The organism is Rhodanobacter sp. ANJX3 (genome assembly GCF_014200755.1).
GTDB lineage: Bacteria > Pseudomonadota > Gammaproteobacteria > Xanthomonadales > Rhodanobacteraceae > Rhodanobacter.
The window spans coordinates 588796-612682 of the sequence record NZ_JACHCM010000002.1 but is presented as its reverse complement, the minus strand read 5'-3'; the positions used below and the strand labels follow the sequence as shown (position 1 = coordinate 612682).

Annotated in this window: 15 protein-coding genes and 1 pseudogene; 8 read left to right on the top strand and 8 right to left on the bottom strand. The window is 64.4% G+C overall.

Translation table 11 applies throughout. The features are described 5' to 3' along the window. Nucleotides 1-25 precede the first annotated feature (25 nt). A complete protein-coding gene (locus tag HDE76_RS07445; RefSeq protein WP_184506381.1) occupies nt 26-2383 on the top strand; it encodes a GH92 family glycosyl hydrolase in 2358 nt (785 codons plus the stop codon). Beyond that, the gene (locus tag HDE76_RS07440; RefSeq protein WP_184506379.1) at nt 2380-4224 is read left to right on the top strand and encodes a beta-galactosidase; all 1845 of its coding nucleotides are present in this window, start codon (nt 2380-2382) and stop codon (nt 4222-4224) included. Before HDE76_RS07445 ends, HDE76_RS07440 begins: the two co-directional genes overlap by 4 nt. A gap of 135 nt (nt 4225-4359) precedes the next feature. Here HDE76_RS07440 and HDE76_RS07435 read toward each other — a convergent pair whose 3' ends face one another. Then, the gene (locus HDE76_RS07435) at nt 4360-5760 is read right to left on the bottom strand and encodes an alpha-L-fucosidase (RefSeq protein WP_184506378.1); all 1401 of its coding nucleotides are present in this window, start codon (nt 5758-5760) and stop codon (nt 4360-4362) included. A 167-nt stretch (nt 5761-5927) separates the two neighbouring features. Here HDE76_RS07435 and HDE76_RS07430 point away from each other — a divergent pair, with 167 nt between their 5' ends. Next, complete coding sequence (locus HDE76_RS07430) at nt 5928-7016, top strand: sialidase family protein (RefSeq protein WP_255481505.1); 1089 nt, start codon at nt 5928-5930, stop codon at nt 7014-7016. Nucleotides 7017-7237: 221 nt separating this feature from the next. On the opposite strand, the pseudogene uvrA reads toward HDE76_RS07430, so the two are convergent. Further along, nucleotides 7238-10048 (bottom strand): annotated as a pseudogene (uvrA, locus tag HDE76_RS07425) (excinuclease ABC subunit UvrA); the annotation flags it as partial. 256 nt (nt 10049-10304) lie between these two features. Between uvrA and HDE76_RS07420 the strand changes: the two are divergent. The 4 genes from HDE76_RS07420 (at nt 10305) to cgtA (ending at nt 13073) form a co-directional block, all read left to right on the top strand. Beyond that, nucleotides 10305-11078 carry a DUF2059 domain-containing protein gene (locus HDE76_RS07420; RefSeq protein ID WP_255481473.1) on the top strand — a complete coding sequence of 258 codons (774 nt, stop codon included), beginning with the start codon at nt 10305-10307 and terminating at the stop codon, nt 11076-11078. 153 nt (nt 11079-11231) lie between these two features. Further along, nucleotides 11232-11546: a 50S ribosomal protein L21 gene (rplU, locus tag HDE76_RS07415; protein ID WP_179477175.1), complete on the top strand. Its 315-nt coding sequence runs from the start codon at nt 11232-11234 to the stop codon at nt 11544-11546. Nucleotides 11547-11565: 19 nt separating this feature from the next. After that, nucleotides 11566-11823, top strand: coding sequence for a 50S ribosomal protein L27 (rpmA, locus tag HDE76_RS07410; RefSeq protein WP_179477174.1), 258 nt, complete (start codon nt 11566-11568; stop codon nt 11821-11823). Nucleotides 11824-11993: 170 nt separating this feature from the next. Continuing rightward, complete coding sequence (gene cgtA / locus HDE76_RS07405; RefSeq protein ID WP_179477173.1) at nt 11994-13073, top strand: Obg family GTPase CgtA; 1080 nt, start codon at nt 11994-11996, stop codon at nt 13071-13073. A gap of 45 nt (nt 13074-13118) precedes the next feature. Here cgtA and HDE76_RS07400 read toward each other — a convergent pair whose 3' ends face one another. The 5 genes from HDE76_RS07400 to HDE76_RS07380 form a co-directional block, all read right to left on the bottom strand. Continuing rightward, on the bottom strand, nt 13119-14600 hold the full coding sequence (locus HDE76_RS07400) for a J domain-containing protein (RefSeq protein ID WP_184506372.1): 1482 nt from the start codon (nt 14598-14600) through the stop codon (nt 13119-13121). Continuing rightward, nucleotides 14601-16289 carry a molecular chaperone HscC gene (locus HDE76_RS07395; RefSeq protein ID WP_179477171.1) on the bottom strand — a complete coding sequence of 563 codons (1689 nt, stop codon included), beginning with the start codon at nt 16287-16289 and terminating at the stop codon, nt 14601-14603. Between the two features lie 37 nt (nt 16290-16326). Then, a complete protein-coding gene (locus HDE76_RS07390) occupies nt 16327-17934 on the bottom strand; it encodes a carboxyl transferase domain-containing protein (RefSeq protein WP_179477170.1) in 1608 nt (535 codons plus the stop codon). A 160-nt stretch (nt 17935-18094) separates the two neighbouring features. Beyond that, nucleotides 18095-18502, bottom strand: coding sequence for a hypothetical protein (locus HDE76_RS07385; protein ID WP_179477169.1), 408 nt, complete (start codon nt 18500-18502; stop codon nt 18095-18097). A gap of 173 nt (nt 18503-18675) precedes the next feature. Continuing rightward, entirely contained in the window at nt 18676-19860 is a 1185-nt protein-coding gene (locus HDE76_RS07380; RefSeq protein ID WP_179477168.1) for an acetyl-CoA C-acyltransferase, read from the bottom strand. A 223-nt stretch (nt 19861-20083) separates the two neighbouring features. Between HDE76_RS07380 and HDE76_RS07375 the strand changes: the two genes are divergently transcribed. Then, nucleotides 20084-22945, top strand: a complete 2862-nt coding sequence (locus HDE76_RS07375; RefSeq protein ID WP_184506370.1) for a S8 family serine peptidase — start codon at nt 20084-20086, stop codon at nt 22943-22945. A gap of 144 nt (nt 22946-23089) precedes the next feature. Here the strand turns inward: HDE76_RS07375 and agaR are convergent, their stop codons facing one another. Continuing rightward, the gene (gene agaR, locus HDE76_RS07370) at nt 23090-23887 is read right to left on the bottom strand and encodes a transcriptional repressor AgaR (RefSeq protein WP_179477166.1); all 798 of its coding nucleotides are present in this window, start codon (nt 23885-23887) and stop codon (nt 23090-23092) included.

Here is a 23887-nt window from a genome sequence, read left to right as displayed (position 1 = left end):
GCGGTGGCCCGACCCGAGATGATGCATGCTTACACGTCGAGGTTTTTTGCAGGGCGCCATCGCCTTTGCGCTGGCCGCTGCCAGCGACGGATTCGCCGCCGCGCTGCCGTTGCCGCCGAAGGCGATGGAGTCTTCCGCCGGCGCCGCCGCCGCGCTCGCCGACCTGACCCGGCACGTCGATGTCTTCATCGGCACCGGCGGACACGGCCATACCTTTCCCGGCGCCAGCCTGCCGTTCGGCATGGTGCAGCTCAGTCCGGACACGTACAACGCCGTGTGGGATTCGTGCTCGGGTTATTACCGTGACGATGGTTCGATCATGGGGTTTTCGCATACCCATCTGTCAGGCACCGGCATTGGCGACATGCTCGACGTATTGGTGATGCCGGCCACCGGCGAGGTAAAGATCATGCCGGGCAGCCTGGAAAATCCACAGGCCGGTTACCGCTCGCGCTACGACCATGCCGACGAGTCCGCGACGCCGGGCTACTACAGCGTGCTGCTGAAAGATTACGGCATCCGCGCCGAGCTGACCGCCACCGAGCGCGCCGGCCTGCATCGATATACCTTTCCGGCCGGGCAGAGCGGCCATCTGGTGGTTGACCTGTTCCACGGCATGCAGGACAACCCGACCACGCCCACGCGCGTGTCCGACGCCGAGCTGACCGTGGTCGACGACCGCACGCTGACCGGTGGACGTCGCGTGCACGAGTGGGCCGATGGCCGCCATATCTATTTCGCGATGAAGCTGTCGCGGCCGTTCGCCCGCGCCCAGGTGTACGCCAACGACACGGCGCTCGCGGCCACCGCGCGGCATGCCAGCGGCACCAATCTCAAGACGGTTCTGTATTACCCCAATGCGCACGACGCGCCGTTGCTGGTGAAAGTGGGCATCTCGGCGGTCAGCGTCGAGAACGCCCTGCGCAATCTCGACACCGAACTGCCCGGCTGGGATTTCGCCGGCGTGCACGCGGCGGCTGTGGCCGCATGGGAGCGCGAACTGGGGCGTGTGCGCATCAGCACGCCGTCGGCGCGCGATCAGCGGATTTTCTACACCGCGATGTACCACACCATGCTGGCCCCCTCGCTGTTCAGCGATGTCGATGGCCGTTACCGCGGCATGGATATGACTATCCATCAATTGCCGAACGGTGCCCACAACTACAGCACGTATTCGCTGTGGGATACCTATCGCGCCCTGCATCCGATGTTCACTCTGATCCAGCCCGAACGGGTTCCGGATCTGGTCAACGGCCTGGTGCGCATGGCCAAGGAGAGTCCGGCCGGGCCGCCCGTGTGGCCGCTGCAGGGCGTGGAAACCGGCTGCATGATCGGCTACCACTCGGCCGTGGTGATTGCCGAGGCGCAGGCCAAAGGCTTCAACGGCATCGACTACACCAGCGCCTGGCCGATCTATCGCCAGCGCGCTCTGCAAGACGACTATCGTGGGCTGGCCCAGTACCGCAAACTCGGCTACCTGCCCAGCGATACAGTCGAGGAGGCGGTCAGCAAGACGCTGGAATACGCCTACGACGACTGGGCCGTGGCGCAAATGGCCAAGGCCGCCGGCGCGATGGACGACCACCGCACCCTGCTGGCGCAGTCGCGCAACTATCGACACCTGTTCAACCCGGCCAACCATTTCATGCAGCCGCGCGCGACCGACGGGCAGTGGATGACCCCGTTCGACCCGCGTGGGCTGGGTCACTTCAAGAAATGGCGCGACTATACGGAAAGCAATGCGTGGGAAGCGACCTTCCTGAACCAGCACGACATCTATCACTACATGACGATGTTCGGCGGCCGCGATGCCTTCGTCAAAAAGCTCGATCACCTGTTCAACATGAGTTCGGCCCTGCCGCCCGACGCGCCGCCGGATATCGCCGGCATGGTCGGCCAGTACGCGCACGGCAACGAGCCGAGCCATCACGTGGCGTATCTGTACGCCTATGCCGGCCAGCATTACAAAACCCAGTCGCGCGTGCGGATGTTGTGCGAGAGCATGTATCGCGACCAGCCCGACGGGCTGGCGGGCAACGACGACTGCGGCCAGATCAGCGCTTGGTATGTGCTGAGCGCGCTGGGCTTCTATCCGGTCGATCCGGTCAGTGCCACCTATGTGCTGGGCAGTCCGCTGTTCGACCGCGCGGAGCTGACGCTGGCCCAGGGGCGCCGCCTGATGATCGAGGCGCGCGACAACGGGCCGGACCGGCCATACATCCAGTCGGTGCAATGGAACGGCCAGCCTTACAGTCGCACCTGGTTCCGACACGCCGACCTGGCGGCGGGCGGTCATCTGCTGTTCGTGATGGGCGACAAGCCGAACAAACATTACGGATCGGCGGCGGTCGATTTGCCACCCTCATTCGGCGAAACAGTATGAAGAGCGTCCTGCTGAGCCTGTCGCTGTGTGCGGTGTTGTACGGCTTTTGTGGCAGGTCAACCGCGGCCGATACGCCGGTCGCGGCCGGCCCGATCGTCATCCAGGGCGATCATTTCGTCAGCCACGGTAAGCCGTACCAGATCATCTCCGGCTCGATGCATTTTCAGCGTATCCCGCGAGAGTACTGGCGCGATCGCCTGAGCAAGGCGCGTGCGATGGGGCTCAATACGGTACAGACGTATGTGTTCTGGAACGCGGTGGAAGCGCAGCGCGGCCAGTTCGATTTCAGCGGACGCAACGACGTGGCTGCCTTCGTGCGCATGGCGCAGGAGGAGGGGCTGAACGTGATCCTGCGGCCGGGCCCTTACGTTTGCGCCGAGTGGGAGGCCGGCGGTTTTCCCGCCTGGCTGTTTGCCGATCCGCACCTGCGCGTGCGCACGCGCGATCCGGCCTACCTCGCGGCGGTCGAGACGTATTTCCAGCGTCTGGGGCAGGAGCTGGCGCCGTTGATGGCCGCGCGCGGCGGGCCGATCGTCGCGGTGCAGGTGGAGAACGAATACGGCTCGTATGGCAATGACCGGCAGTACATGGACGACATCCGTCAATCGCTGGTTCGCGCCGGGCTGGGCCAGAACCTGCTGTTCACCTCCGATGGCGCCGACATGCTGGCCAACGATGCCTTGCCCGGCGTGCTGGCGGTGGCCAATTTTGCGCCCGGCGAGGCGAAAAGCGCGCTGGCGAAACTCGCGGCCTTTCGTCCGCGGCAACCGCGCATGGTGGGCGAATACTGGGCCGGCTGGTTCGACGGCTGGGGCGGCAAGCACGCGCACACCGACGCCGTCCAGCAGGCAAGCGAACTGGCGTGGATGCTGGGGCAGGGCGATTCGGTCAATCTCTACATGTTCGAGGGCGGCACCAGCTTCGGCTTCATGAACGGTGCCAACGACCAGGGCGGCCCGGCCGATCACTACGTCGCACAGACCACCAGCTATGACTACGACGCCGCGCTGGACGAAGCCGGCCGGCCCACGCCCAAGTTCGCGCTGTTCCGCCAGGTCATCGCCAGGGCGACCGGCGTCATGCCACCGCCGCTGCCGGAGCCGACGCCGTTCATGACGCTGCCGGCGATCACCCTGGGCGAGTCGGCGTCGCTGTGGGACAACCTGCCCGACCCCATCCATGTCGACCAACCGGCGCCGATGGAGCAGTTCGGCCAGGATTACGGCTACATCCTCTACCGCACCCAGGTCAGCGGGCCGGTCAAGGGGCAGCTCTATCTGGGCGATGTGCGCGATTACGCGGCGGTCTACCTGGATCGCAAGCCGTTGGGTACGGCCGATCGCGCCCTGAAACAGGAAACGCTGCCAATCACACTTGGCGCGGGCCGCCATACGCTGGATATCCTGGTGGAGAATACCGGACGCATCAACTACGGCCCGCACCTGGCCGATGGGCGTGCCGGCCTGGTCGATCCGGTCTGGCTGGACGGCAAGCGGCTGAGCGATTGGCAGGTTTATCCGCTGCCTATGCGTTCGCCCGATGCGCTGCACGGGTGGACCGCCGCCGCGGTGGACGGCCCGGCATTTCACCGGGCGCGCGTGCACGTGGCGCAGCCGGCCGATACCTACCTGGATGTCAGTGCGTTCGGTAAGGGGGCAGCCTGGGTCAATGGCCGAAACCTCGGCCGTATCTGGAATATTGGTCCGCAGCGTTCGCTGTACGTGCCGGCACCGTGGCTGGCGCGCGGCGACAACACGCTGGTGATCTTCGATCTGCAGACGAGCCACGATGCCAAAGTCACCGGCTCGGCGCAGCCGGTGTGGTCGGTGCCGGCGCACTGACGCATGGTGTGCGGACGCGCCGCTTTGATATCGCCATCACGCGCCGCCGGCTGGCGAAAGGGCGGGCGTATCGCGCGGCGCATATCGCTTTGCTGCCGCACGCTGGACTGCCGAGCCCGGTTCATCGACGACGTGTCAGGGCTTGGCCGGTTCAGCCACGTCGAACAACTCGAAGCCACGGATATGCGCGGTGCCCACGCTGGAGAGGATGTTCAGGCGTACCTTGCTGGTGGTCACCGGCGCGAAGCGATCGATCTTCATGTGGCCGATCGCCTCGGCGCTGGCGACGGTTTTCCAGCTGCCGTCGACCCATGCCTGCACGGTGTACTTCTGCACCTGCTGACCCGCATTGATCCATTCCTTGGACAGGCTGCGATCGAAGGTCACCGGCTGGGCAAAGTCCACCTCCAGCTCGGCGTGATGAGACCCTTCCGGCGCCGACCAGAAGGTGTCGTCGTTGCCGTCCAGCGCAGCGGCGGTGTTGGCATCGGTCGGCAGGTGCCGGCGGGCCAGATCGCTGTCGTTGCCGTAGCGCGCCTGCAGTGCCTCGCCAAAGGCCTTCAGGCGCGCCACATCGGCGGCTGGCAGCAGGCCGTGCCGGTTCGGCGCCAGACCCAGCATCAGCTGGCCGCCCAGGCCGACGCTGTTTTCCCAAATGTCCATCAGCTCGGGCACGCTTTTGAGCGTGGTGTCGCTGTTGGGGTGCCAGAACCATTGCAGCTTGTGCAGCGGGGTGTCCACCTCCACCGGGCGCCAGCGAAGTTCGCCATGGCGATCGATCACGTTCCAGTTTTCGCCACGGATGTGGCCGTCCTCCTGGCCCACCCAGCGGATGTCGCCGTAATCGAAAAGCGCCACGTCGGCGAACACCATGGTGTTGGGCTGGTACGTGCGCAGTTCCTCGATGTATTTCTTGAAGTCGTAGACATGGCCCGAGCTGCCCGCGCCATCGAGCCACCATTCGGTCAGCGGTCCGTAATTCTGGATCAGCTCGTCCATCTGCGCGGCGTAGAAAACGTCGTAGGCCTTGGCGTCCTTGTAGCGCGGTTCGTGGCGGTCCCACGGCGACAGATAAATGCCGAAATCCATGCCCTGTTTGCGCACGGCTTGCTCGGTCATGCGCACCAGATCGCCCCTGCCGTGCAGCCACGGGCTGCTCTTTACCGAGTAGTCGCTCTGGCCGGTGGGCCACAACGCAAAGCCATCGTGGTGCTTGGCCACCAGCACAAGATACTTCGCTCCGGCCGACTGGGCTGCCTTCGCCCATTGGCCGGGATCGACCTGGTCGGGATTGAACACAGCGGGGTCGGCGCTGCCGTCGCCCCATTCGCGGTCGAGAAAGGTATTGGTGCCGAAGTGCACGATCACGCCGAATTCGAGATCCTGCCAGTGCGTTTGCTGCGGCGACGGCGTCACGTCGATGAAGTTCTCCGCCGCGGCGGTGCCGGCGCAGGCAAGGGTAACGGCCAATACGCCGGCCAGTACGCGGCGGTGGAGATGACGACAATGATTGGTTCGATCACGGGAGGGCTTCATCACGGGGCTCTTCAGTCAACTTTATTTGGAAGTAAAAACGTCTATTCGATGGTATCCATTAAAGCCGCCAAATAGCTATCTTTCTCTGCCAATAATCAGGATAAAACCGATTGAATCGAAAAAAGATTCGACTTGCCTTTGCGCTGCTCTCGCTACCTGTCGGTGTCCTGCACGGCGAGGTCGATGCGGTGCGGTTGCGCGAATTTGTTGCGACGATGCCGACGACCCCGCAAAGTCACGCATCGACTATCGTGCAAACGCCCGACGCGCTGGTGGCGGCCTGGTTCGGCGGCAGGCAGGAGCGCGATCCGAGCGTAGGCATCTGGCTTTCGCGCAAGCTCGCCGGGTCGTGGAGCGAACCGGTGGAAGTGGCCGATGGCGTACAGCCGGACGGCACGCGTCTGCCGTGCTGGAATCCGGTGCTTTTTCTGCCGCGGCACGGCCCGCTGCTGCTGTTCTACAAGGTCGGGCCCGATCCGCAGCATTGGTGGGGCATGCTGAAAACATCATCCGACCAGGGCTTGCACTGGCGTAGCGCACGCCGACTTCCCGACGGTGTGCTGGGGCCGATAAAGAACAAGCCGGTGCAGCTTGCCGATGGCAGCATGGTCAGTCCGACCAGTCGCGAAGACGGAGCCTGGCGCATCCAGTTCGAGCGCTCAATCGATGGCGGCGAGCAGTGGACACAGGCCCAGCCGGTGCCCAATCCGCAACACATCGAGGCGATTCAGCCCAGCGTGCTGCGCTGGCCGCACGACACGCTTCAGGCGATTGGCCGTACGCGACAAAATCGCCTATTCAGCACGTGGTCGCAGGACGGTGGCCGACACTGGTCGCCGCTGCGCTTGCTGGATGTGGCCAATCCGAATTCGGGCATCGACGCGGTGCGGCTGAAAGACGGTCGCGCCCTGCTGGTCTACAACCCGACGCCGCACGGCACCGACTGGTGGGACGGCCGCGGGGTGCTGGCCGTTGCGCTGTCGCGCGACGGCGAACACTGGACGCGCGCGCTCACGCTGGAAAATGAGCCGGGCGCGGAGTTTTCCTATCCGGCGGTGATCCAGACGCGCGATGAGCTGGTGCACATCGTCTATACCTGGAAGCGCCAGCGTATCCGCCATATCGTGCTCGATCCGTCCCTGCTGTGCGCGGCGTCGTCCACGCCGCACTGTGGCGGCGCTACCTCGGTGTTGGATCACCATCATCGTGCCGGCATCAATGATGCCCAGCCAGCTGTCGCGCCGCGCATACAGTAGCTAGGCGCGCATCGCAATGGCGGCAGCGCGCAAGGTTCATGCTTGGGCCAAGCCGAAAAGCGCGCCGCCTTATTTATGCGCCGCCGCGCTTACGAGCGCTTCTTCCGCGGCAGCGGATGATGCTTGTCGGCCGAGGCGATGTGCTTGGTCGCGGCCTTCACGCGCTTCTCGGCACCGGGAGCACGCGCCGCCTTGTTGGCCTTGTGCGCTTTGAGGTGCGGCGCGAGGAAATGACCGGTGTGCGAGCTGGCCGTGGCGGCCACCGTTTCCGGCGTGCCGGCGACCAGGATCTGGCCACCGCCGGCGCCACCTTCGGGGCCGAGATCGACGATCCAGTCGGCGGTCTTGATCACGTCGAGGTTGTGCTCGATCACCACCACCGTATTGCCCTGGTCGACCAGCTGGTGCAGCACGTCGAGCAACTGCTCGATATCGTGGAAGTGCAGGCCGGTAGTCGGCTCATCGAGAATGTACAAGGTGCGTCCGGTGTCGCGTTTGGACAGCTCCTTGGAAAGCTTCACGCGCTGCGCTTCACCGCCGGACAGCGTGGTCGCGCTCTGGCCGAGCTTGATGTAGTCCAGACCGACCGCACGCAAGGTATCGAGCTTGCGCGCAATCGTCGGCACGTTCTCGAACAGCTTCAGCGCGTCCTCCACCGTCATGTCCAGCACGTCGGCGATGGTGTGGCCCTTGTAGAGAATGGCCAGCGTTTCACGGTTGTAACGCTTGCCGGCGCAGACGTCGCACGGCACGTAGACGTCAGGTAGAAAGTGCATCTCCACCTTGATCATCCCATCGCCTTCGCACGCCTCGCAGCGGCCGCCGCGCACGTTGAAGCTGAAGCGGCCCGCGGTATAGCCGCGCGAACGGGCTTCGGGCACCTGCGCGAACATCTCGCGCAACGGCGTGAACAGGCCGGTGTAGGTGGCCGGGTTGGAGCGCGGCGTGCGGCCGATCGGCGACTGGTCGATATCGACCACCTTGTCGAACAGGTCCATGCCTTCGATCGATGCGTACGGGGCCGGCGTGGTGCCGGCACCGTTGAGTTCCGATGCGGCCAGCGAAAACAGCGTGTCGTTGATCAGGGTCGACTTGCCCGAGCCGGAAACGCCGGTGACGCAGGTGAACAGGCCGGCCGGAATCGCCAGGTCGACGTTCTTGAGGTTATTGCCGCTGGCGCCTTTCAGATGCAGCCAGGACGCCTTGTCGATCGGCTGACGACGCTCCTTCGGCACTTCGATCGCCCGCTTGCCCGACATGAATTGCCCGGTGATCGAGCGAGGCGACGCAAGCAGATCCTTGAACGTGCCTTGCGCAACCACTTCACCGCCGTGCACGCCGGCGCCGGGGCCGATATCGAGCACGTGATCGGCCATGCGGATGGCGTCCTCGTCGTGCTCGACCACGATCACCGTATTGCCGAGGTCGCGCAGCCGCGTCAGCGTGCCGAGCAGGCGCTCGTTGTCGCGCTGGTGCAGGCCGATTGACGGTTCGTCCAGTACGTACATCACGCCCACCAGGCCGGCGCCGATCTGCGACGCCAGCCGGATGCGCTGCGCTTCGCCGCCCGACAGCGTGTCGGCCTGGCGATCGAGGGTAAGGTAGTTGAGACCAACGTCGTTGAGAAAGGTCAGCCGCTCGCGGATTTCCTTGACGATCTTCGCCGCGATCTCGCCGCGCCAGCCGGTCAGCTTCAGGGTCTCGAAAAACGTCAGCGTGTCGTCGATCGAGCGATGAGTCAGCGACGGCAGCGCATGATCGGCCACGAATACGTTGCGCGCCGAGCGATTCAGCCGCTGGCCGTCGCAGGTGGGGCAGGGTTTGTCGCTGATGTACTTGGCCAGCTCCTCGCGTACAGCAGCGGATTCGGTTTCCTTATAGCGCCGGTCGAGGTTCGGCAGGATGCCTTCGAACGCATGCTCGCGGGTGACCTTGCCGCCGCGCTCGGTGATGTAGCGGAACGCGATTTTTTCCTTGCCGCTGCCGAACAGGATGGCTTTTTGGACGTCCGCGGAGAGCGACTTCCACGGCTTGTCCACATCGAACTTGTAGTGCGCCGCCAGCGACAGAATCAACTGGAAATAATGCGCGTTGCGTCGATCCCAGCCGCGCACCGCACCGCCGGCCAGGCTCAGCTCGGGATGACCGACCACGCGGGCCGGATCGAATACCTGGGTCACACCCAGACCGTCGCAATCCGGGCAGGCACCGACCGGTGAGTTGAACGAGAACAGCCGCGGCTCCAGCTCCGGCAGTGAGTAATCGCACAATGGGCAGGAGAAGCGCGAGGACAGCATCTGCTCTTTCGCCTTGGCATCGTCCATATCGACGACGATGACGAGCCCGTCGCCGAGCCGCAATGCCGTCTCGAACGATTCGGCCAGCCGCTGCTTGATGTCCTCGCGCGGGCGGAAGCGGTCGATCACCGCTTCGATGGTGTGCTTCTGCCGCAGCGTCAGTGGCGGCACAGCGTCGAGGTCGTAAACGGTGCCATCGACGCGGGCACGCACGAAGCCCTGCGCGCGCAGCTGGTCGAATACCTGCACGTGCTCGCCCTTGCGCTCGCGGATCACGGGCGCCAGCAGCATGTAGCGCTTCTCGCTGTCCATCGCCAGGGTCGCATCGACCATCTGGCTCACCGTCTGCGCTTCCAACGGAATGCCGTGGTCCGGACAGCGCGGCGTGCCGACGCGCGCAAACAGCAGGCGCAGGTAGTCGTACACCTCGGTAATCGTGCCGACGGTGGAGCGCGGGTTGTGCGAGGTGGATTTCTGCTCGATCGAGATCGCCGGCGACAGCCCTTCGATATGATCGACGTCGGGCTTTTCCATGATCGACAGGAACTGCCGCGCATAGGCCGACAGCGATTCGACGTAGCGCCGCTGGCCCTCCGCGTAGATGGTGTCGAACGCCAGCGACGATTTGCCGGAGCCGGACAGGCCGGTAATCACGATCAGCTTGTCCCGCGGCAGATCGATGTCGATGTTTTTGAGATTGTGCGTGCGTGCGCCGCGGATTTTGATCGTGTCCATGACGCTCGGATTTTGGGGTGGAGGTGGACTATAACAACCTGGGTTGTGGCGTCCTTGTGTGCGTCTTCGGCCGATGTCGCCGAGCGATGACAACGCGAGCACGGGGCGATCGTGAACAGGCTCTCAGGGATCGGCCGTGCCGATCGGGCCGGAGGTCACGGCAGTCAGCTGCGGTTTGCGGGCCGGGCGACGTATCTGGTTACTATGTGAAGCTCAGATCACGAAGTCGTTTCGAACGGAAGGTAGATAGATGGCAATGCGCAAGCGTCTCGGCTTTGTCGCCGGCATTGTGCTGGCAGTGGCGACCGCCCAGGTCTTTGCCGCGCAGCCCACCGAGCAGCAGGTTCGTCGGCTGATGGACGCGATCGGGCTGGGCAAGTCGTTGAGCCAGATGAATACCCAGGTCGCCACCAGCATGAAGCAGGCGCTGCCGTGCGTGTCCTCCAACTATTGGCAGGGCTATATCGACGACAACAGCAGCAAGGACTTTGTCGGCCGCCTTGTGCCGATCTACCAGAAGCATTTCACTGCCGACGAGGTGGACGGCATGGTGAAGTTCTACAGCTCCCCACTGGGTCAGAAGGTGCTCACGGAAATGCCGTTGGCCCTGGCCGAAGCCAATCAGGCCGGCCAGCAGTGGAGTCACGACCATACCCAGCAGATGATTGCCAAGCTCGAGCAGGCGGGCACGCTCGGGGCAGACGGTCGTTGCCCGGCGTCGTTCGTCGAAAGCCCGGCCTCCGCCGGCTCCTCAGCTACCGTTTCCGAGGACTCGAGCCCCGATGCGACCGACGCCGCGGATGTCGCGGTCGTGCCCCACACCACCTCGTCCTCCCGGCATCATCACGGGCATACGCCGGTCAAAAAGCACACCACCACCAAAAAGGCTGCGCCTGCCAAGAAAGCCGCCGCCACGAAGAAAGGCGCCGCGGCAAAGGCGACGACGCCATCCAAGACGTCGGCCAAGCACCACACCACCACCAAAAAGCCCGCTTCCGGAACCCCGAAAACCACGCCAGCCGGCCAGTGAGCAGGGTCGCCCCGGCAAGACGGTAGAGCGTCGGGAACGAGAATGTGGTCAGTATTTGACCAGCGCGGGCTCAGGTCGTTATAATCCGCGGTTCGCCAAGCCGCGATTGGGCTATGGCGGTACCCAAGAGAATAACTAAAGAAGGGCAATACGATGAGTTACGCAGTCATCAAGACCGGTGGCAAGCAGTACCGCGTACAGCAGGGCGACGTCCTGCGCGTGGAGTTGCTGAACGCCGAAGAAGGCGCGACCTTCAACTTCGACCAGGTGCTGATGCATGGCATCGGTGAGTCGGTCGTTGTGGGCGCACCGCTGGTTGATGGAGTCACCGTCAGCGCCACCATTCGCAAGCATGGTCGCGCGGATAAGATTCGCATCATCAAGTTCCGCCGCCGCAAGCATTACAAGCGTCAGCAGGGACATCGCCAGCATTTCACCGAAATCGAAATCACGGGCATCAACGCCTGAGCATCTGGAGACTTAAGTCATGGCACATAAAAAAGGCGTAGGTTCCAGCCGCAACGGTCGCGATTCGAACCCGAAATACCTGGGCGTGAAGATTTACGGCGGCCAGGCCATCGAAGCAGGCAACATCATCGTGCGTCAGCGCGGCACCCAGTTCCATCCGGGTACCGGCGTCGGCCTCGGCCGCGACCACACGCTGTTCGCGCTGGTTGACGGCACGGTGCAGTTCAAGATCCGCGGCGACAAGAATCGCCGCTTCGTCGACGTCGTTCAGGCGTAAGCCTCCAGCGATGCGATATCGAAGGCCCCGCTTCGGCGGGGTTTTTCATTTTTAGAGCGGGAACGGGGAATGGGGAACAGGGAACGGTGAGCCGAAGCCGGAGCTACCATGACTTTCCCGTTCCCCGTTCCCCGTTCCCCGTTCCCCGCTTTATTTTCCCGGACCTACGCATGAAATTCGTCGACGAAGCCAATATCAAAGTTCTTGCCGGTGACGGTGGCAATGGCTGCATCAGCTTTCGCCGCGAAAAATTCATCCCCTTCGGTGGCCCGGATGGCGGCGATGGTGGATTTGGCGGCTCGGTCTGGCTGGTCGCCGACGAAGGTCTGAATACGCTGGTCGACTTCCGCCATCAGCGCAGCTTCAAGGCCAAGCGTGGCGAGAACGGCATGGGCAGCCAGATGTACGGCAAGGGCGGGGAGGACACCACCATCCGCGTGCCGGTCGGCACTATGATCACCAATGTCGATACCGACGAAGTGATCGGCGACCTGACCAGCCACGGCCAGCGCATGCTGGTGGCGCAGGGCGGCAAGGGCGGTCTGGGCAATATCCACTTCAAGACCTCGGTCAACCGGGCGCCGCGCAAGGCCACGCCGGGTACGCCGGGCGAAGCGCGCGAGCTGAAGCTGGAGCTGCGCCTGCTCGCCGACGTTGGTCTGCTGGGTTTTCCGAATGCCGGCAAGTCGACCTTCATTCGCGCCGTATCGGCCGCCACGCCGCGGGTAGCCGACTACCCGTTCACCACGCTGGTGCCGAATCTCGGCGTGGTCAGTCTGGGTGTCGATCAGAGTTTCGTGATCGCCGATATTCCCGGTTTGATCGAGGGCGCGGCCGATGGTGCCGGCCTGGGTATCCAGTTTCTACGCCATGTGGCGCGCACCAGCCTGCTGCTGCATCTGGTCGATATCGCGCCGGTCGACGATATCGATGTGGCCGGACAGGTACGTGCGATCGAGCAGGAGCTGGCCAAGTTCAATCCCGAGCTGCTGGAGCGTCCGCGCTGGCTGGTGCTGAACAAGGCCGACATGCTGGACGAAGACGAGCGCCAGGCCGTCGCCGAAAAAATCATCGCCGAACTCGAGTGGACCCAGCCGTGGTTCCTGGTCTCGGCCATCGCCCGCGAAAACACGATGAACGTCTGCCAGCACGTGCAGCGCTTCTTCGAGTCACAGCGCGAAGCCCACGTCGGACGCGTGGACATGCTGCCCAATGACGTGCGCCTGCGCGGCGAAGAGCCCTCGGCTTAACATCAGTGAAGGTTCTGCCGGCAGAGCCTTTCGAGCAGGATTCTTTTACGTCGGCTGCCGTTCCGGTCGTTTTAGTGCACTGCGCAAGCGCAGACGCCGTCGGTTTTTCCACAGATCGATCGACCAGATTAAAACGGCGACGCCAGCCAGCACGCCCGGCAGGAACGCGATATCGTCCGCGGCAACGTTGCTTTCTTTCAGCGCGTGCACGATCTGGCTCAGCACTACTGCGATGATCCAGATAAAGCGTCGCCCGACCGCAAAGATCTTGCCGCCGCCCTGCCGCCGGCCGTAACGACGTATGGCTAGCAGCGTTGCGGGAAGCATGAGTAGCAGGCTGGTCGAAGGGAAGGGCGATATCGTCAGCAGCATGCCCGCCGTACATAGCAGGGGTACCAGCAGCAGGCAGAGCCATGGCCACCGCGCTGGCAGCTCCTCGCGGCGCGAGTGCCAGTGGTCCAGCGGCAGCCACGCCATCAGCAGCGCCCAGGCCAGGCCTGCGGCAGCAGCACAGCCGACCAGAAAAAACGCAGGTCCCGCCGTAAATCTTTCGGGATAAACGCTGAAAACCAGTCCGCACAGCAGGCCGACCAGCAGCATGGCGAACATGCCTGCGATGCTGCGGGAGAGGCCCAGCAACAGACGTGGTTTGCTGACTTTTGTGCGGTCTGCCGCCGCCAGCCAGAACGCCAGCTGATTGCGCCGGATAAATACAGGCAAGGCGTCGTGCGTGCCGCCAGTCAGTCGGCCGACGGTTTCGGCGATGCGGCGAGGCTTGGTCAGATCGAGGCCGGCCAGCAGCACCTGCGGCCAGTGAAACGGGCGCGCAAGCTGGCGCAGCGTGCGCTCTAGCTTTTTTCTGGCCGGCTTGTCCTGCATGTGCAGCCTTGCTGCCAGTTCGCCGCGGTGCTCCGGCTGCAGCTCCCACGCCAGCTGCGTTCGCCGCTGCAGCATCTGCAGCGCCAGCGGATCATGCCCGGCCAGCGCATGATCCAGATCGAAAAACCGCAGGACAGTACTCAGGCACGCCGCTGGCATCGGCGGCTCCTGGCGATAGATCTGCTGCACCAGCAGCCGGCCAGCCTGGGCCTTGAGCTGTAGCGACCATAGCGCGGGGTGACGGCCGAGCCAACGTTGCAGTTCGTCCGCGTCGCCTTTCGTTGCCAGCGCGATCGCCTCCTCGCAGAAGCCTTGCATCGAAAAAGTCTTTGCCGGAACCGACACTGGATTCGCGCCGATGCGCGCGTCGGAGGTATCTTCGGCCATGGATCGCGATACAGGCACTGCCGCTGATTCGACGGACGGGGCGGTATGGCCTGCAGGCGCTGCCTCGGTATCAACAGAAGGGGCCTCCGACAGCGCGCGCTGTCGACACCAGTCCAGCGCAGCCTGATAAGCCGCGTGCAGCTGCTGAAAGCCGGCGGGATCATCTTCCGGGCGCGTTTGCCGCAGTCGCTGCGCATAGGCGCGCTTGATCGCCCGTTCATCGGCATCCGCTGGCAAGCCCAGGCGCGCGAAGGGCGACATTCAGGGCGCTTCCAGCGTATTCATGGCCGTGGCGAACTCACGGCGATGCTCGCGAATGGCCAGCTCGTCCTGACTTTCCAGCGCGGCGCGAAAGCGCGCGATCCACTCTTGCAGAATGTCGCGTGCGTTCAGATGCTCCTCGTACAGGCGTTCGGCACGCGCGAGCAGGGCGATGTTTTCCTGCTTGCCGCGCGGATGGATTTTTATTTCTTCCAGTGCCGCCAGCCGCTCGCGGATCTGCTGCGGGCTCAGCACGCCGGGATTCTGTTCCAGCACCAGCTCGTAACGCCGGCTGCTGGCGTGCACCAGCGCTTCGACCTGCAGCACGCCGTTGATGTCGTAGGTGAAGCGCACGGTCACCAGGTTTTCCTGCACGGGCAGTGCGGGATCCAGCGGCACCGACAGCTCGCCGAGGCGGATGTTTTTTTCCACCAGCGGATTTTCGCCCTGATAGACGTCCAGCTGCATCAGCTTCTGACCTGCGTCGATGGGCGCAAAAGTCTTCTCACGGCTGACCGGCACGGTGCTGTTGCGGTGAATGATCGGCGCAAAGAAACCGCTCTGCGCACGACCCTGCGCGTCCCGCCGGGCCACCTCGGTGCCGAGCGAATACGGGCATACGTCGGTGAGGATGACTTCATCGAGTCGCTGGTCACGTGACTTTAGCCCGGCCGCCACGCAGGCGCCGAGTGCGATGGCCTGATCGGGGTTGATATGGCGCAGCGGCAGCCTGCCGAACATGCGCGATACCATGCGCGCGACCAGCGGCATGCGGCTGGCGCCGCCGACAAGAATAATTTCGTCCAGCTGTGCAGCCTGCAGTTTGGCGTCGCGCATGGCACGCTCGAGCGGCGCGCGCATGCGCTGCACTAGCGGCTCGGCCAGCCGTTCGAAACGGGCTTCATCGATCGTCCAGTCGATCGACTGTTCATCGAAACGCAGCTCGACACCGGCATGACCCTTCGCGCCCAGCTCACGCTTGGCGATCTCCAGCCGGCGGCGCAGCTGCCCGCGCTGTGCGGCGGTGATTCGTTCGGCATCGAGTTTCGCGTCGGCGAGACAGGTAGTCTCCAGCAGGTCGAGAAAATCCTCGCCGCCGAGAAAATTGTCGCCCGCGCTCGCATGCACCTCGACCACGCCATCGAACATTTCCAGCACCGACACGTCGAAGGTGCCGCCGCCCAGATCGAACACCAGAAACCGCGAGCCATCGGGCTTTTCCTGCAGGCCATACGCCAGTGCCGCGGCCGTCGGCTCGTTGATCAGCCGCTCGACGCGAATGCCGGCCAGCTCGCCGGCCACCCGCGTGGCCTTGCGCTGCGCGTCGGAAAAATAGGCCGGTACGCTGATCACCGCCTCGGTGACTTTTTCGCCGAGCGCTGCCGCCGCATCGGCGAGCAGCGAGCGCAGGATCAGCGCAGAGAGTTCTTCCGGGCGAAAGCGGTGCTGGCCCAGCGTGGTTTCGCGCGTGGTGCCCATCCATCGTTTGAAGCTGGCCACGCTCAGCGAGGGATGGCTGACCATCCGCTCGCGCGCCGCCTGTCCAACGATAATCTGGCCGTCGCTGTCGACGCTGACCGCCGAAGGCGTCAGGTAGTCGCCCAGCGCGTTGGTGAAAAGGCGCGGTCCCGAGTCGCCGTAGCAGCCGATCAGCGAATGGGTCGTGCCAAGATCGATACCTACAATCATCCGTAGCTCCCCTGGATCTCCAAAATCGTAGCGCGTGTTACATCCGAAACACGCCGAAGCGCTGCGGCTCGATCGGTGCGTTGAGCGATGCGGAAATCGCCAAGCCCAGAATGCGGCGGGTATCGGCCGGATCGATGATGCCGTCGTCCCACAGTCGCGCGCTGGCATAGTACGGATGACCCTGGCGCTCGTACTGATCGCGGATCGGCGCCTTGAAGGACTCCTCCTCTTCGGCAGTCCAGGTCTTGCCGGCGCCTTCGATGCCGTCGCGTTTCACGGTGGCGAGTACGGACGAAGCCTGTTCGCCACCCATTACCGAGATGCGCGCGTTCGGCCACATCCACAGAAAGCGGGCGCCATAGGCACGACCGCACATCGCGTAGTTGCCGGCGCCGAAGCTGCCGCCGATGACCACGGTGAATTTCGGCACGTGCGAACAGGCCACGGCGGTCACCATCTTGGCGCCGTCCTTGGCGATGCCGGCCTGCTCGTATTTCTTGCCGACCATGAAGCCGGTGATGTTCTGCAGAAACACCAGTGGCACGTTGCGCTGATTGCACAGCTCGATAAAGTGCGCGCCCTTGAGTGCGCTTTCCGCGAACAGGATGCCGTTGTTGGCGACGATGCCGACCGGATAACCATGGATGTGCGCGAAGCCGCAGACCAGGGTCTTGCCGTAGCGCGCCTTGAACTCGTGCAGCTCCGAGCCGTCGACGATGCGCGCGATCACCTCGCGGATATCGAACGGCTTGCGCGTGTCCTGCGGAATCACGCCGTAGAGTTCGTCAGTCGGATATTTCGGTTCGCGCGGCGCCAGCAGCGCGAGCGGGATGTGCTTTTTTCGATTGAGGCTGGCGACGATATCGCGCGCGATCGACAGGGCGTGCGCATCGTTCTCGGCATAGTGATCCGCGACGCCGGAAATGGACGTATGGACGTCCGCACCGCCGAGCGTTTCGGCATCGACCACTTCGCCCGTCGCCGCCTTCACCAGCGGCGGGCCGCCGAGGAAGATCGTGCCCTGCTCGCGCACGATGACGGTCTCGTCGCTCATCGCCGGCACATACGCGCCGCCAGCGGTGCACGAGCCCATCACCACGGCGATCTGCGGGATGTTCAGCGCCGACATGCGCGCCTGGTTGTAGAAAATGCGGCCGAAGTGCTCGCGGTCGGGAAACACCTCGTCCTGCAGCGGCAGAAACGCGCCGCCGGAGTCGACCAGGTAAACGCAGGGCAGATGATTTTCCAACGCCACTTCCTGCGCGCGCAGGTGTTTTTTCACCGTCATCGGGAAATACGTGCCGCCTTTGACGGTGGCGTCGTTGGCCACCACCACCACTTCGACGCCGTTGACGCGGCCAATGCCGGTAATGATGCCGGCAGCCGGCGCGGCGTCGTCGTACATGCCGTACGCGGCCAGCGCCGACAGTTCCAGAAACGGCGAGCCCGGATCGAGCAGGGCGCGAATGCGCTCGCGCGGCAGCAGCTTGCCGCGGGCTTCGTGCTTTTCGCGGGCCTTGGCGCCCCCGCCTTCGCTGCTGCGCGAGAGTTCGCGCTGCAGGTCATCGGTCACTGCGCGCAGCTGCGAGGCGCTGGCCTGGAATTCGGTGGAGCGGGGGTCGATCTGCGAAACGATCACGGTCATGGGACAGACTCGTCACTGTGTGCCATTACTGGCCGATCGCCGATGATAACCGGCGCCGACGGTCGATTGGATTATCGGGAATCGTGGTGAAGCTCAGGCCAAAAAAAACGGCCGCGCGTGGCGGCCGTTTTCTCGACTTGCTGCGGCTTTATCCGAGGGATTAGTTGCCCTTGGAAGCGTCCTTGGCGGCATCTTTTGCGTTGCTGGCAGCGTCCTTGGCGGCGTCCTTGGCCTTGTCAGCCTGGTCGGCGGCGTTGGAAGCGGCGTCCTTGGACATCGACGTGGCCGTGCTGCTGTTGGCAGGCGACTGCGAAGACGCAGCGGCGGCAGCCTGCTGGGCCTGATTGGCAGCCTGGCTGGCGGCATCGGCCGAGGTCTTGGCCTGCTCAGCAGCCTGATTGGCTTCGGTGGACGGAGCCTGGGCGGCGGCCTGCTGTGCCTGATCCGAAGCCTGCTGTGCGGTATCAGCCGACTTCTGCGCGTCCTGTGCGGAATCCTGCGCGCTGTTGCTGCAGGCGGCCAGCAAAGCGACGAGCGCAGAGGCGAGAAGGGTGCGCGTCAATTTCATGGGTGAATCTCCTAATTGCCGAGGAATGCCTTTTTGGCGGGCGTATTAATAACCGGTATGTTGTGACGACGCCACTTTTTTATAGTGAAACCGTCATACACATTAAAAGCCGGTTTATCTGCTCAGGCCGGCGTCGGCGATAGGAATGCTGGCCGCCGACGCTTCGCTAGGCATCAATCGAGCCGCTCGACCGCAATGGCCGTGGCCTCGCCGCCGCCGATGCACAGGGTGGCAATGCCGCGCTTGAGCCCACGATGTTTGAGTGCGTGCAGCAAGGTCACCACCAGTCGCGCGCCGCTGGCACCGATGGGATGGCCGAGCGCGCAGGCGCCGCCGTTGACGTTGATCTTGTCGTGCGCAATGCCCAGTTCGCGCATCGGCGTCATGGCGACCACGGCAAAAGCTTCGTTGATCTCGAACAGATCGACGTCATCTACGCTCCAGCCGGCTTTTTCCAGCACCTTCTGGATGGCCCCGACCGGTGCCGTGGTGAACCACTCCGGCGTCTGCGAGTGCGTGGCGTGTGCCACGATGCGCGCCAGCGGCTTCAGCCCACGCGTTTTTGCCTCGTCAGCGCAGAGCAGCACGACGGCCGCGGCACCGTCGGAAATGCTCGACGAACTGGCGGCGGTGATGGTGCCGTTCTCCTTGCGGAAGGCCGGGCGCAGCGTGGGAATCTTGGCGATGTCGGAACGGCCGGGCTGCTCGTCGGTATCGACCACTACATCGCCCTTGCGGCCGGCCACGGTGACCGGAACGATTTCGTCGGCGAACGCGCCGCTTTGCTGGGCCGCCTGCGCGCGTTTTACCGACTCGATCGCGTAAGCGTCCTGCTCTTCGCGGGTGAAATGGTATTTGTCGGCGCACAGCTCGCCGAACACGCCCATCGCCTTGCCGTCGTAAGGATTGGTCAGGCCGTCCCAGGCCATATGGTCGACCAGCTGGCCGTCGCCGTAGCGGATGCCGGTGCGTGCGTTGACCATGTGCGGCGCGTTGGTCATCGACTCCATGCCGCCGGCCACCACGATGGCGGCCGAGCCGGCCTTGATCAGGTCGTTGCCCAGCATGATCGCCTTCATGCCCGAGCCGCAGACCTTGTTGATGGTGGTCGCGCCGGTGCCGAACGGCAGGCCGGCTTCCAGCGACGCCTGACGGGCGGGCGCCTGGCCGAGGTTGGCCGGCAGCACGCAGCCCATGATCACTTCGCTGACCTCGTCGGGCGCAAGGGTCGATTGCGCCAGCGCCGCGCGAATGGCCGCGGCTCCCAGCTTCGGCGTCGGCACGCCGGTGAACTGGCCGAGGAAGGAACCGATGGCCGTGCGCTTGGCACCGACGATGACGACGCTGATATCAGACATGGGTAACTCCGTTGGGACTGAGAAGGCGCAAACGCCCGATAGATAACCTTGGGATTATCCCAGTCCGCTGCCTGCGCCGGCAAATCGATCGGGGTTGTGCTGGCGTGCGCATTTCGGCGTGTTCCATTCGGATTTCGTTGTGAGAAGATAATCGCGGGGGACGGCTGGCGTCGGTTTCGTCGAAACGCGGCCGTCAATGGAAACGCTTTCTGGGGATTGCGTCATGAAACGAATGGATGCGGGCATACGCTCGCGCGACTGGATGCTGGTTGCCGGCGCCTTGCTCGGTCTGAATGCCTGCGGCGGCGGTGGCGGCAACGTGAAGCCGGCCCCTGTTTCCGCGCCGGCCCCTGCGCCGGCTCCCGCGCCAGCTCCAGCCCCCGCACCGGCGCCTTCACCGCCACAGCCGCCGATCGATGCGCAACTGGCGCTGACCAATACGTACGCCGCGCATACCGAGGGCTTCAACGGCGCCGGTGTCACGATCGGCATCGTCGATACCGGCGTGATGGCCAATCATCCCGCGTTGGCCGGTCGCGTCGTCAAGGAGCTGACCTACGTCGACCCGACCACCAACAACCTCAGCATAGACGATGTCGTCGGTCACGGTACCTGGGTGTCGGAAATCGCCGCCGGTGCGCCCTTCGCTCAATTTCCCGGCGGCATCGCACCGGGTGCGGATATCGTCTCGGCGCGGATCATCGACGACAACGCCGGCGACGACAACGGTTCCACGCCGCCTTCTACGGTTACCTCATCGGACCCACTGGGGCAGGTCAGCAGCGATCTGATCGCCGCCGGCGTCAAGGTGATGAACAACTCCTGGGGCGGCATTTCCTGGAGCGCCAGCGATACGGCCACCACCCAGAGTTTCCACGACGCCTACAACACCTATATCAACAGCTGGGGCGGTCTGGTGGTGTTTGCGGCCGGCAACGATTCCGAGGCCAACCCCAGCACGATTGCCGCGCTGCCGAGTCTGGCGCCCGATCTGCAAAAAGGCTGGCTCACCGTGGTGGCGGTAAACAGCAACAATCCCACGCAGCTCGAGAGTTATTCCAACCAGTGCGGCATCGCGATGGATTATTGCCTGGCCGCACCGGGCGACGTGATCGTCAGCGGCAAGGACGATACGACAACGAGCGCCAGCTATTACATCGTCGAAGGCACCTCGCTGGCGGCGCCCCAGGTATCGGGTGCCGCTGCGCTGGTGTGGCAGGCGTATCCGTATTTCAGCAACGACCTCGTGCGCCAGACCCTGCTGGGAACGGCCGATCCGCTGGGCGGTTCGCAGCCCAACCCGACATTCGGCTACGGCGAGCTCGACGTCGGTCGCGCGGTGAATGGCCCGGCGCGCTTCGACTGGGGTGACGTCACGGTCAGCTTCAGCGGCAATTCCAGTTGGAACAATCCGATCAGTGGCGCGGGCGGGTTGATCAAGCAGGGTAGCGGCACGCTGAACCTGACCCAGCCCTCCAGCTACACCGGCATGACACAGGTGCAGGGCGGCACATTGACCGCAGCCTCGCTGGCAGCGGGCGTCACGATTGCCAACGGCGGCACGCTCGACAGCACGCCGCAGATCGGCGGTAGCGTCAGCAATGCCGGCACGCTGAACGTCGGCAGCAGCAACCTGAACGTGGCCGGCAATTACACCCAGCAGGCCGGTGGGCGTCTGGGCGTGTCGCTGGGCTCGGCCCTGCACGTGGCCGGCACCGCCACCCTGAGCGGCGGCGATCTTTACGTCACCGGTGCGAACCAGGGCTACGTCGTCAACTCGCATACCGATGTGCTCGATGCCGCGGGTGGCCTCAGCGGCACGTTCTCGGCGCTCGATGCCGCGCCCAACGTGATGCTCACCGCCTCGCTCGCCTACGACGCCAACAGCGCCTGGCTCAACGTGCAACAAGTGAATGTGACCGCCGTGCCCGGCGTCACCTACACGGCCGCTTCGTACGGTGCCGCAACGCGTGTGCAGAGCGCGTTTCAGCAGATCGACGCACAGCTCGCCAATGCGGCGGCAAACGGCTCGTCGAGCGCCACCGCCTCGGCCGCCGGCATGAAACCGGTCAGCACCGACTTCATGGTCGGCGCGGCCAGCCTGCAGCAGTCGGCCACGTCAGCCGTGGCGCAGCGGTCGCTGGAAAGTCTGTCCGGTCAGATCTACGGCGCCAGCGCCGCGATGACCCTGCAGGCTATCGATGCCGGCACGCAGGCGCTTTCCGATCGCTTCGTCAGCCTGCTCGACGCGCCGCGCATCGGTGCGTGGACGCAGAGCCTCGGCTATCGCGGCGATCTGCAGCGCAGCGGTTACAGCAGCCTCGGTTACGACCTCAGCGGCTGGATGGCCGGCGCCGACCAGCGTATCGGCGGCAACGGCGTGATCGGTTATGCGCTGAGCCAGAGTCAGGGCCTGGGGCAGCTCGACGAAAGCGCCGATCAAGGCCGCAGTCACGCGATCGAGGGCATGTTCTACGGCGGCGTGATCAATGGCGCGTGGTACACCATGGGCCGTTTCGGCGTCGGCAGCTACCGCGAAAACATCCGTCGCTACGTGCAGCTCGGCGATCAGGTTGCCGGTACCGCCAGCATCAGCAACGGTCGCTATGGCGTGGCCTACGGCGAGAGCGGCTACCGGTTCTTGCTGGGCAATACCCAAGTTACGCCGTACATGAATCTGCAGTACGCGCAGATCCAGCACGACGGTTTCGACGAGCAGGGTGCGGATGGCTTCGGCCTGAAATCCGCGGCGCAAACCTCGGCTCGCTGGCAGGCCGGCGCGGGCCTGCGCGCAGCGCGCAACTGGACCCTCAGCGACGGCAGTAAGCTCAGCTGGCAGACCAAAGTCTTATGGCAGCAGTCCTTCGGCGTGCGCGGCGACGCGTTCGATGCCAGCTTCAGCGGCGTCAACCAGTTTGCCCCGGTCGAGGGCATCGGCCTGGCGCGCGACAGCGGCATCATCGGCACCTCGCTGGACTGGACGCTCACACCGCGCACGCGGCTCGCGTTCGGCCTCGACCAATACGTCGGGCAGCGCCAGCAGGCCACCATGGCGACCGCCGATATCAGCTGGACGTTCGACTGATTTCTACGCGGCCGATGAAAGCACCGACGATCCCGCGATCGTAGGCGCAATCGTCGTTGGTAGTTGTCGTGACACCTGCCGGCGCTGCTGCCGGCGCCAGTATCGCACCACCCTGATCGATGCTGAGGCGCCGCTAACGAACCGTCAGACCAGCAGCACCTGCACCCCGGCGGTCCGCAGCGTGTCGACGGCGTGTGCATCCGCGCTGCTGTCGGTAATCACCATATGCAGGTTGTGCACCGGGGTGATCACCGACAGGCTGCGCTGGCCCAGCTTGCTGGCGTCGAGTACCGCGATCGTCTGGCGTGAGACGCGGATCATCAGCGCATTCAAGGCGGCCTCGAGTGGGTCCGGCGTGGTGACGCCCACTTCGGGGTCGAGACCGTCGACGCCGAGAAAAAGTCGATCGGCGGAAAGCTTCGCCAGGGCCTGTTCGGCATCCGGGCCGACCAGCGAATACGAGGTTTGTCGCAGCAGGCCGCCCAGCATCATCACGCGGATCGGCGGCAGACCCGACAGCTCCATCGCGATGTTCAAGGCATTCGTAATCACGGTCAGCGATTCGAACTTCATCTGACGGATTTGCCGCGCGATCTCCACCGTGGTGGAGCCGGAATCGAGGATGATCGTTTCGCCGTCCTGAATCATCTTCGCAGCGGCCTGGCCGATGCGCAGCTTCTGCGCATGCCAGCGGGTTTCTTTGATATTGAGCGGGGTATCGTTCGTCGCCGCGGCAATCGGCAGCGCGCCGCCGTGCGAGCGGGCAATGACCGAGTTGCGCGCCAGCATGTCCAGATCCGCTCGAATGGTGACCGTCGATGTACCGAAGCGTGTCGCCAGTTCCTCGACTGTGGCACGCCCTTGCTGCTCTACCAGTTCAACGATCAGGCGGCGGCGCTCCTCGACCAGCAGGCGGGGCGAGGCAGTGGGGGTTTCGCTCAT

Excerpts from the sequence above, each read along its gene's own strand:
- HDE76_RS07435 (WP_184506378.1), bottom strand. The coding sequence starts at position 5,760 with ATGAAGCCCTCCCGTGATCGAACCAATCATTGTCGTCATCTCCACCGC.
- rpmA (WP_179477174.1), top strand. The coding sequence starts at position 11,566 with ATGGCACATAAAAAAGGCGTAGGTTCCAGCCGCAACGGTCGCGATTCG.
- HDE76_RS07445 (WP_184506381.1), top strand. The coding sequence starts at position 26 with ATGCTTACACGTCGAGGTTTTTTGCAGGGCGCCATCGCCTTTGCGCTG.
- HDE76_RS07420 (WP_255481473.1), top strand. The coding sequence starts at position 10,305 with ATGCGCAAGCGTCTCGGCTTTGTCGCCGGCATTGTGCTGGCAGTGGCG.
- HDE76_RS07390 (WP_179477170.1), bottom strand. The coding sequence starts at position 17,934 with ATGACCGTGATCGTTTCGCAGATCGACCCCCGCTCCACCGAATTCCAG.
- cgtA (WP_179477173.1), top strand. The coding sequence starts at position 11,994 with ATGAAATTCGTCGACGAAGCCAATATCAAAGTTCTTGCCGGTGACGGT.
- agaR (WP_179477166.1), bottom strand. The coding sequence starts at position 23,887 with ATGAGCGAAACCCCCACTGCCTCGCCCCGCCTGCTGGTCGAGGAGCGC.
- HDE76_RS07385 (WP_179477169.1), bottom strand. The coding sequence starts at position 18,502 with ATGAAATTGACGCGCACCCTTCTCGCCTCTGCGCTCGTCGCTTTGCTG.
- HDE76_RS07380 (WP_179477168.1), bottom strand. The coding sequence starts at position 19,860 with ATGTCTGATATCAGCGTCGTCATCGTCGGTGCCAAGCGCACGGCCATC.
- HDE76_RS07395 (WP_179477171.1), bottom strand. The coding sequence starts at position 16,289 with ATGATTGTAGGTATCGATCTTGGCACGACCCATTCGCTGATCGGCTGC.
- HDE76_RS07440 (WP_184506379.1), top strand. The coding sequence starts at position 2,380 with ATGAAGAGCGTCCTGCTGAGCCTGTCGCTGTGTGCGGTGTTGTACGGC.
- HDE76_RS07375 (WP_184506370.1), top strand. The coding sequence starts at position 20,084 with ATGAAACGAATGGATGCGGGCATACGCTCGCGCGACTGGATGCTGGTT.
- rplU (WP_179477175.1), top strand. The coding sequence starts at position 11,232 with ATGAGTTACGCAGTCATCAAGACCGGTGGCAAGCAGTACCGCGTACAG.
- HDE76_RS07400 (WP_184506372.1), bottom strand. The coding sequence starts at position 14,600 with ATGTCGCCCTTCGCGCGCCTGGGCTTGCCAGCGGATGCCGATGAACGG.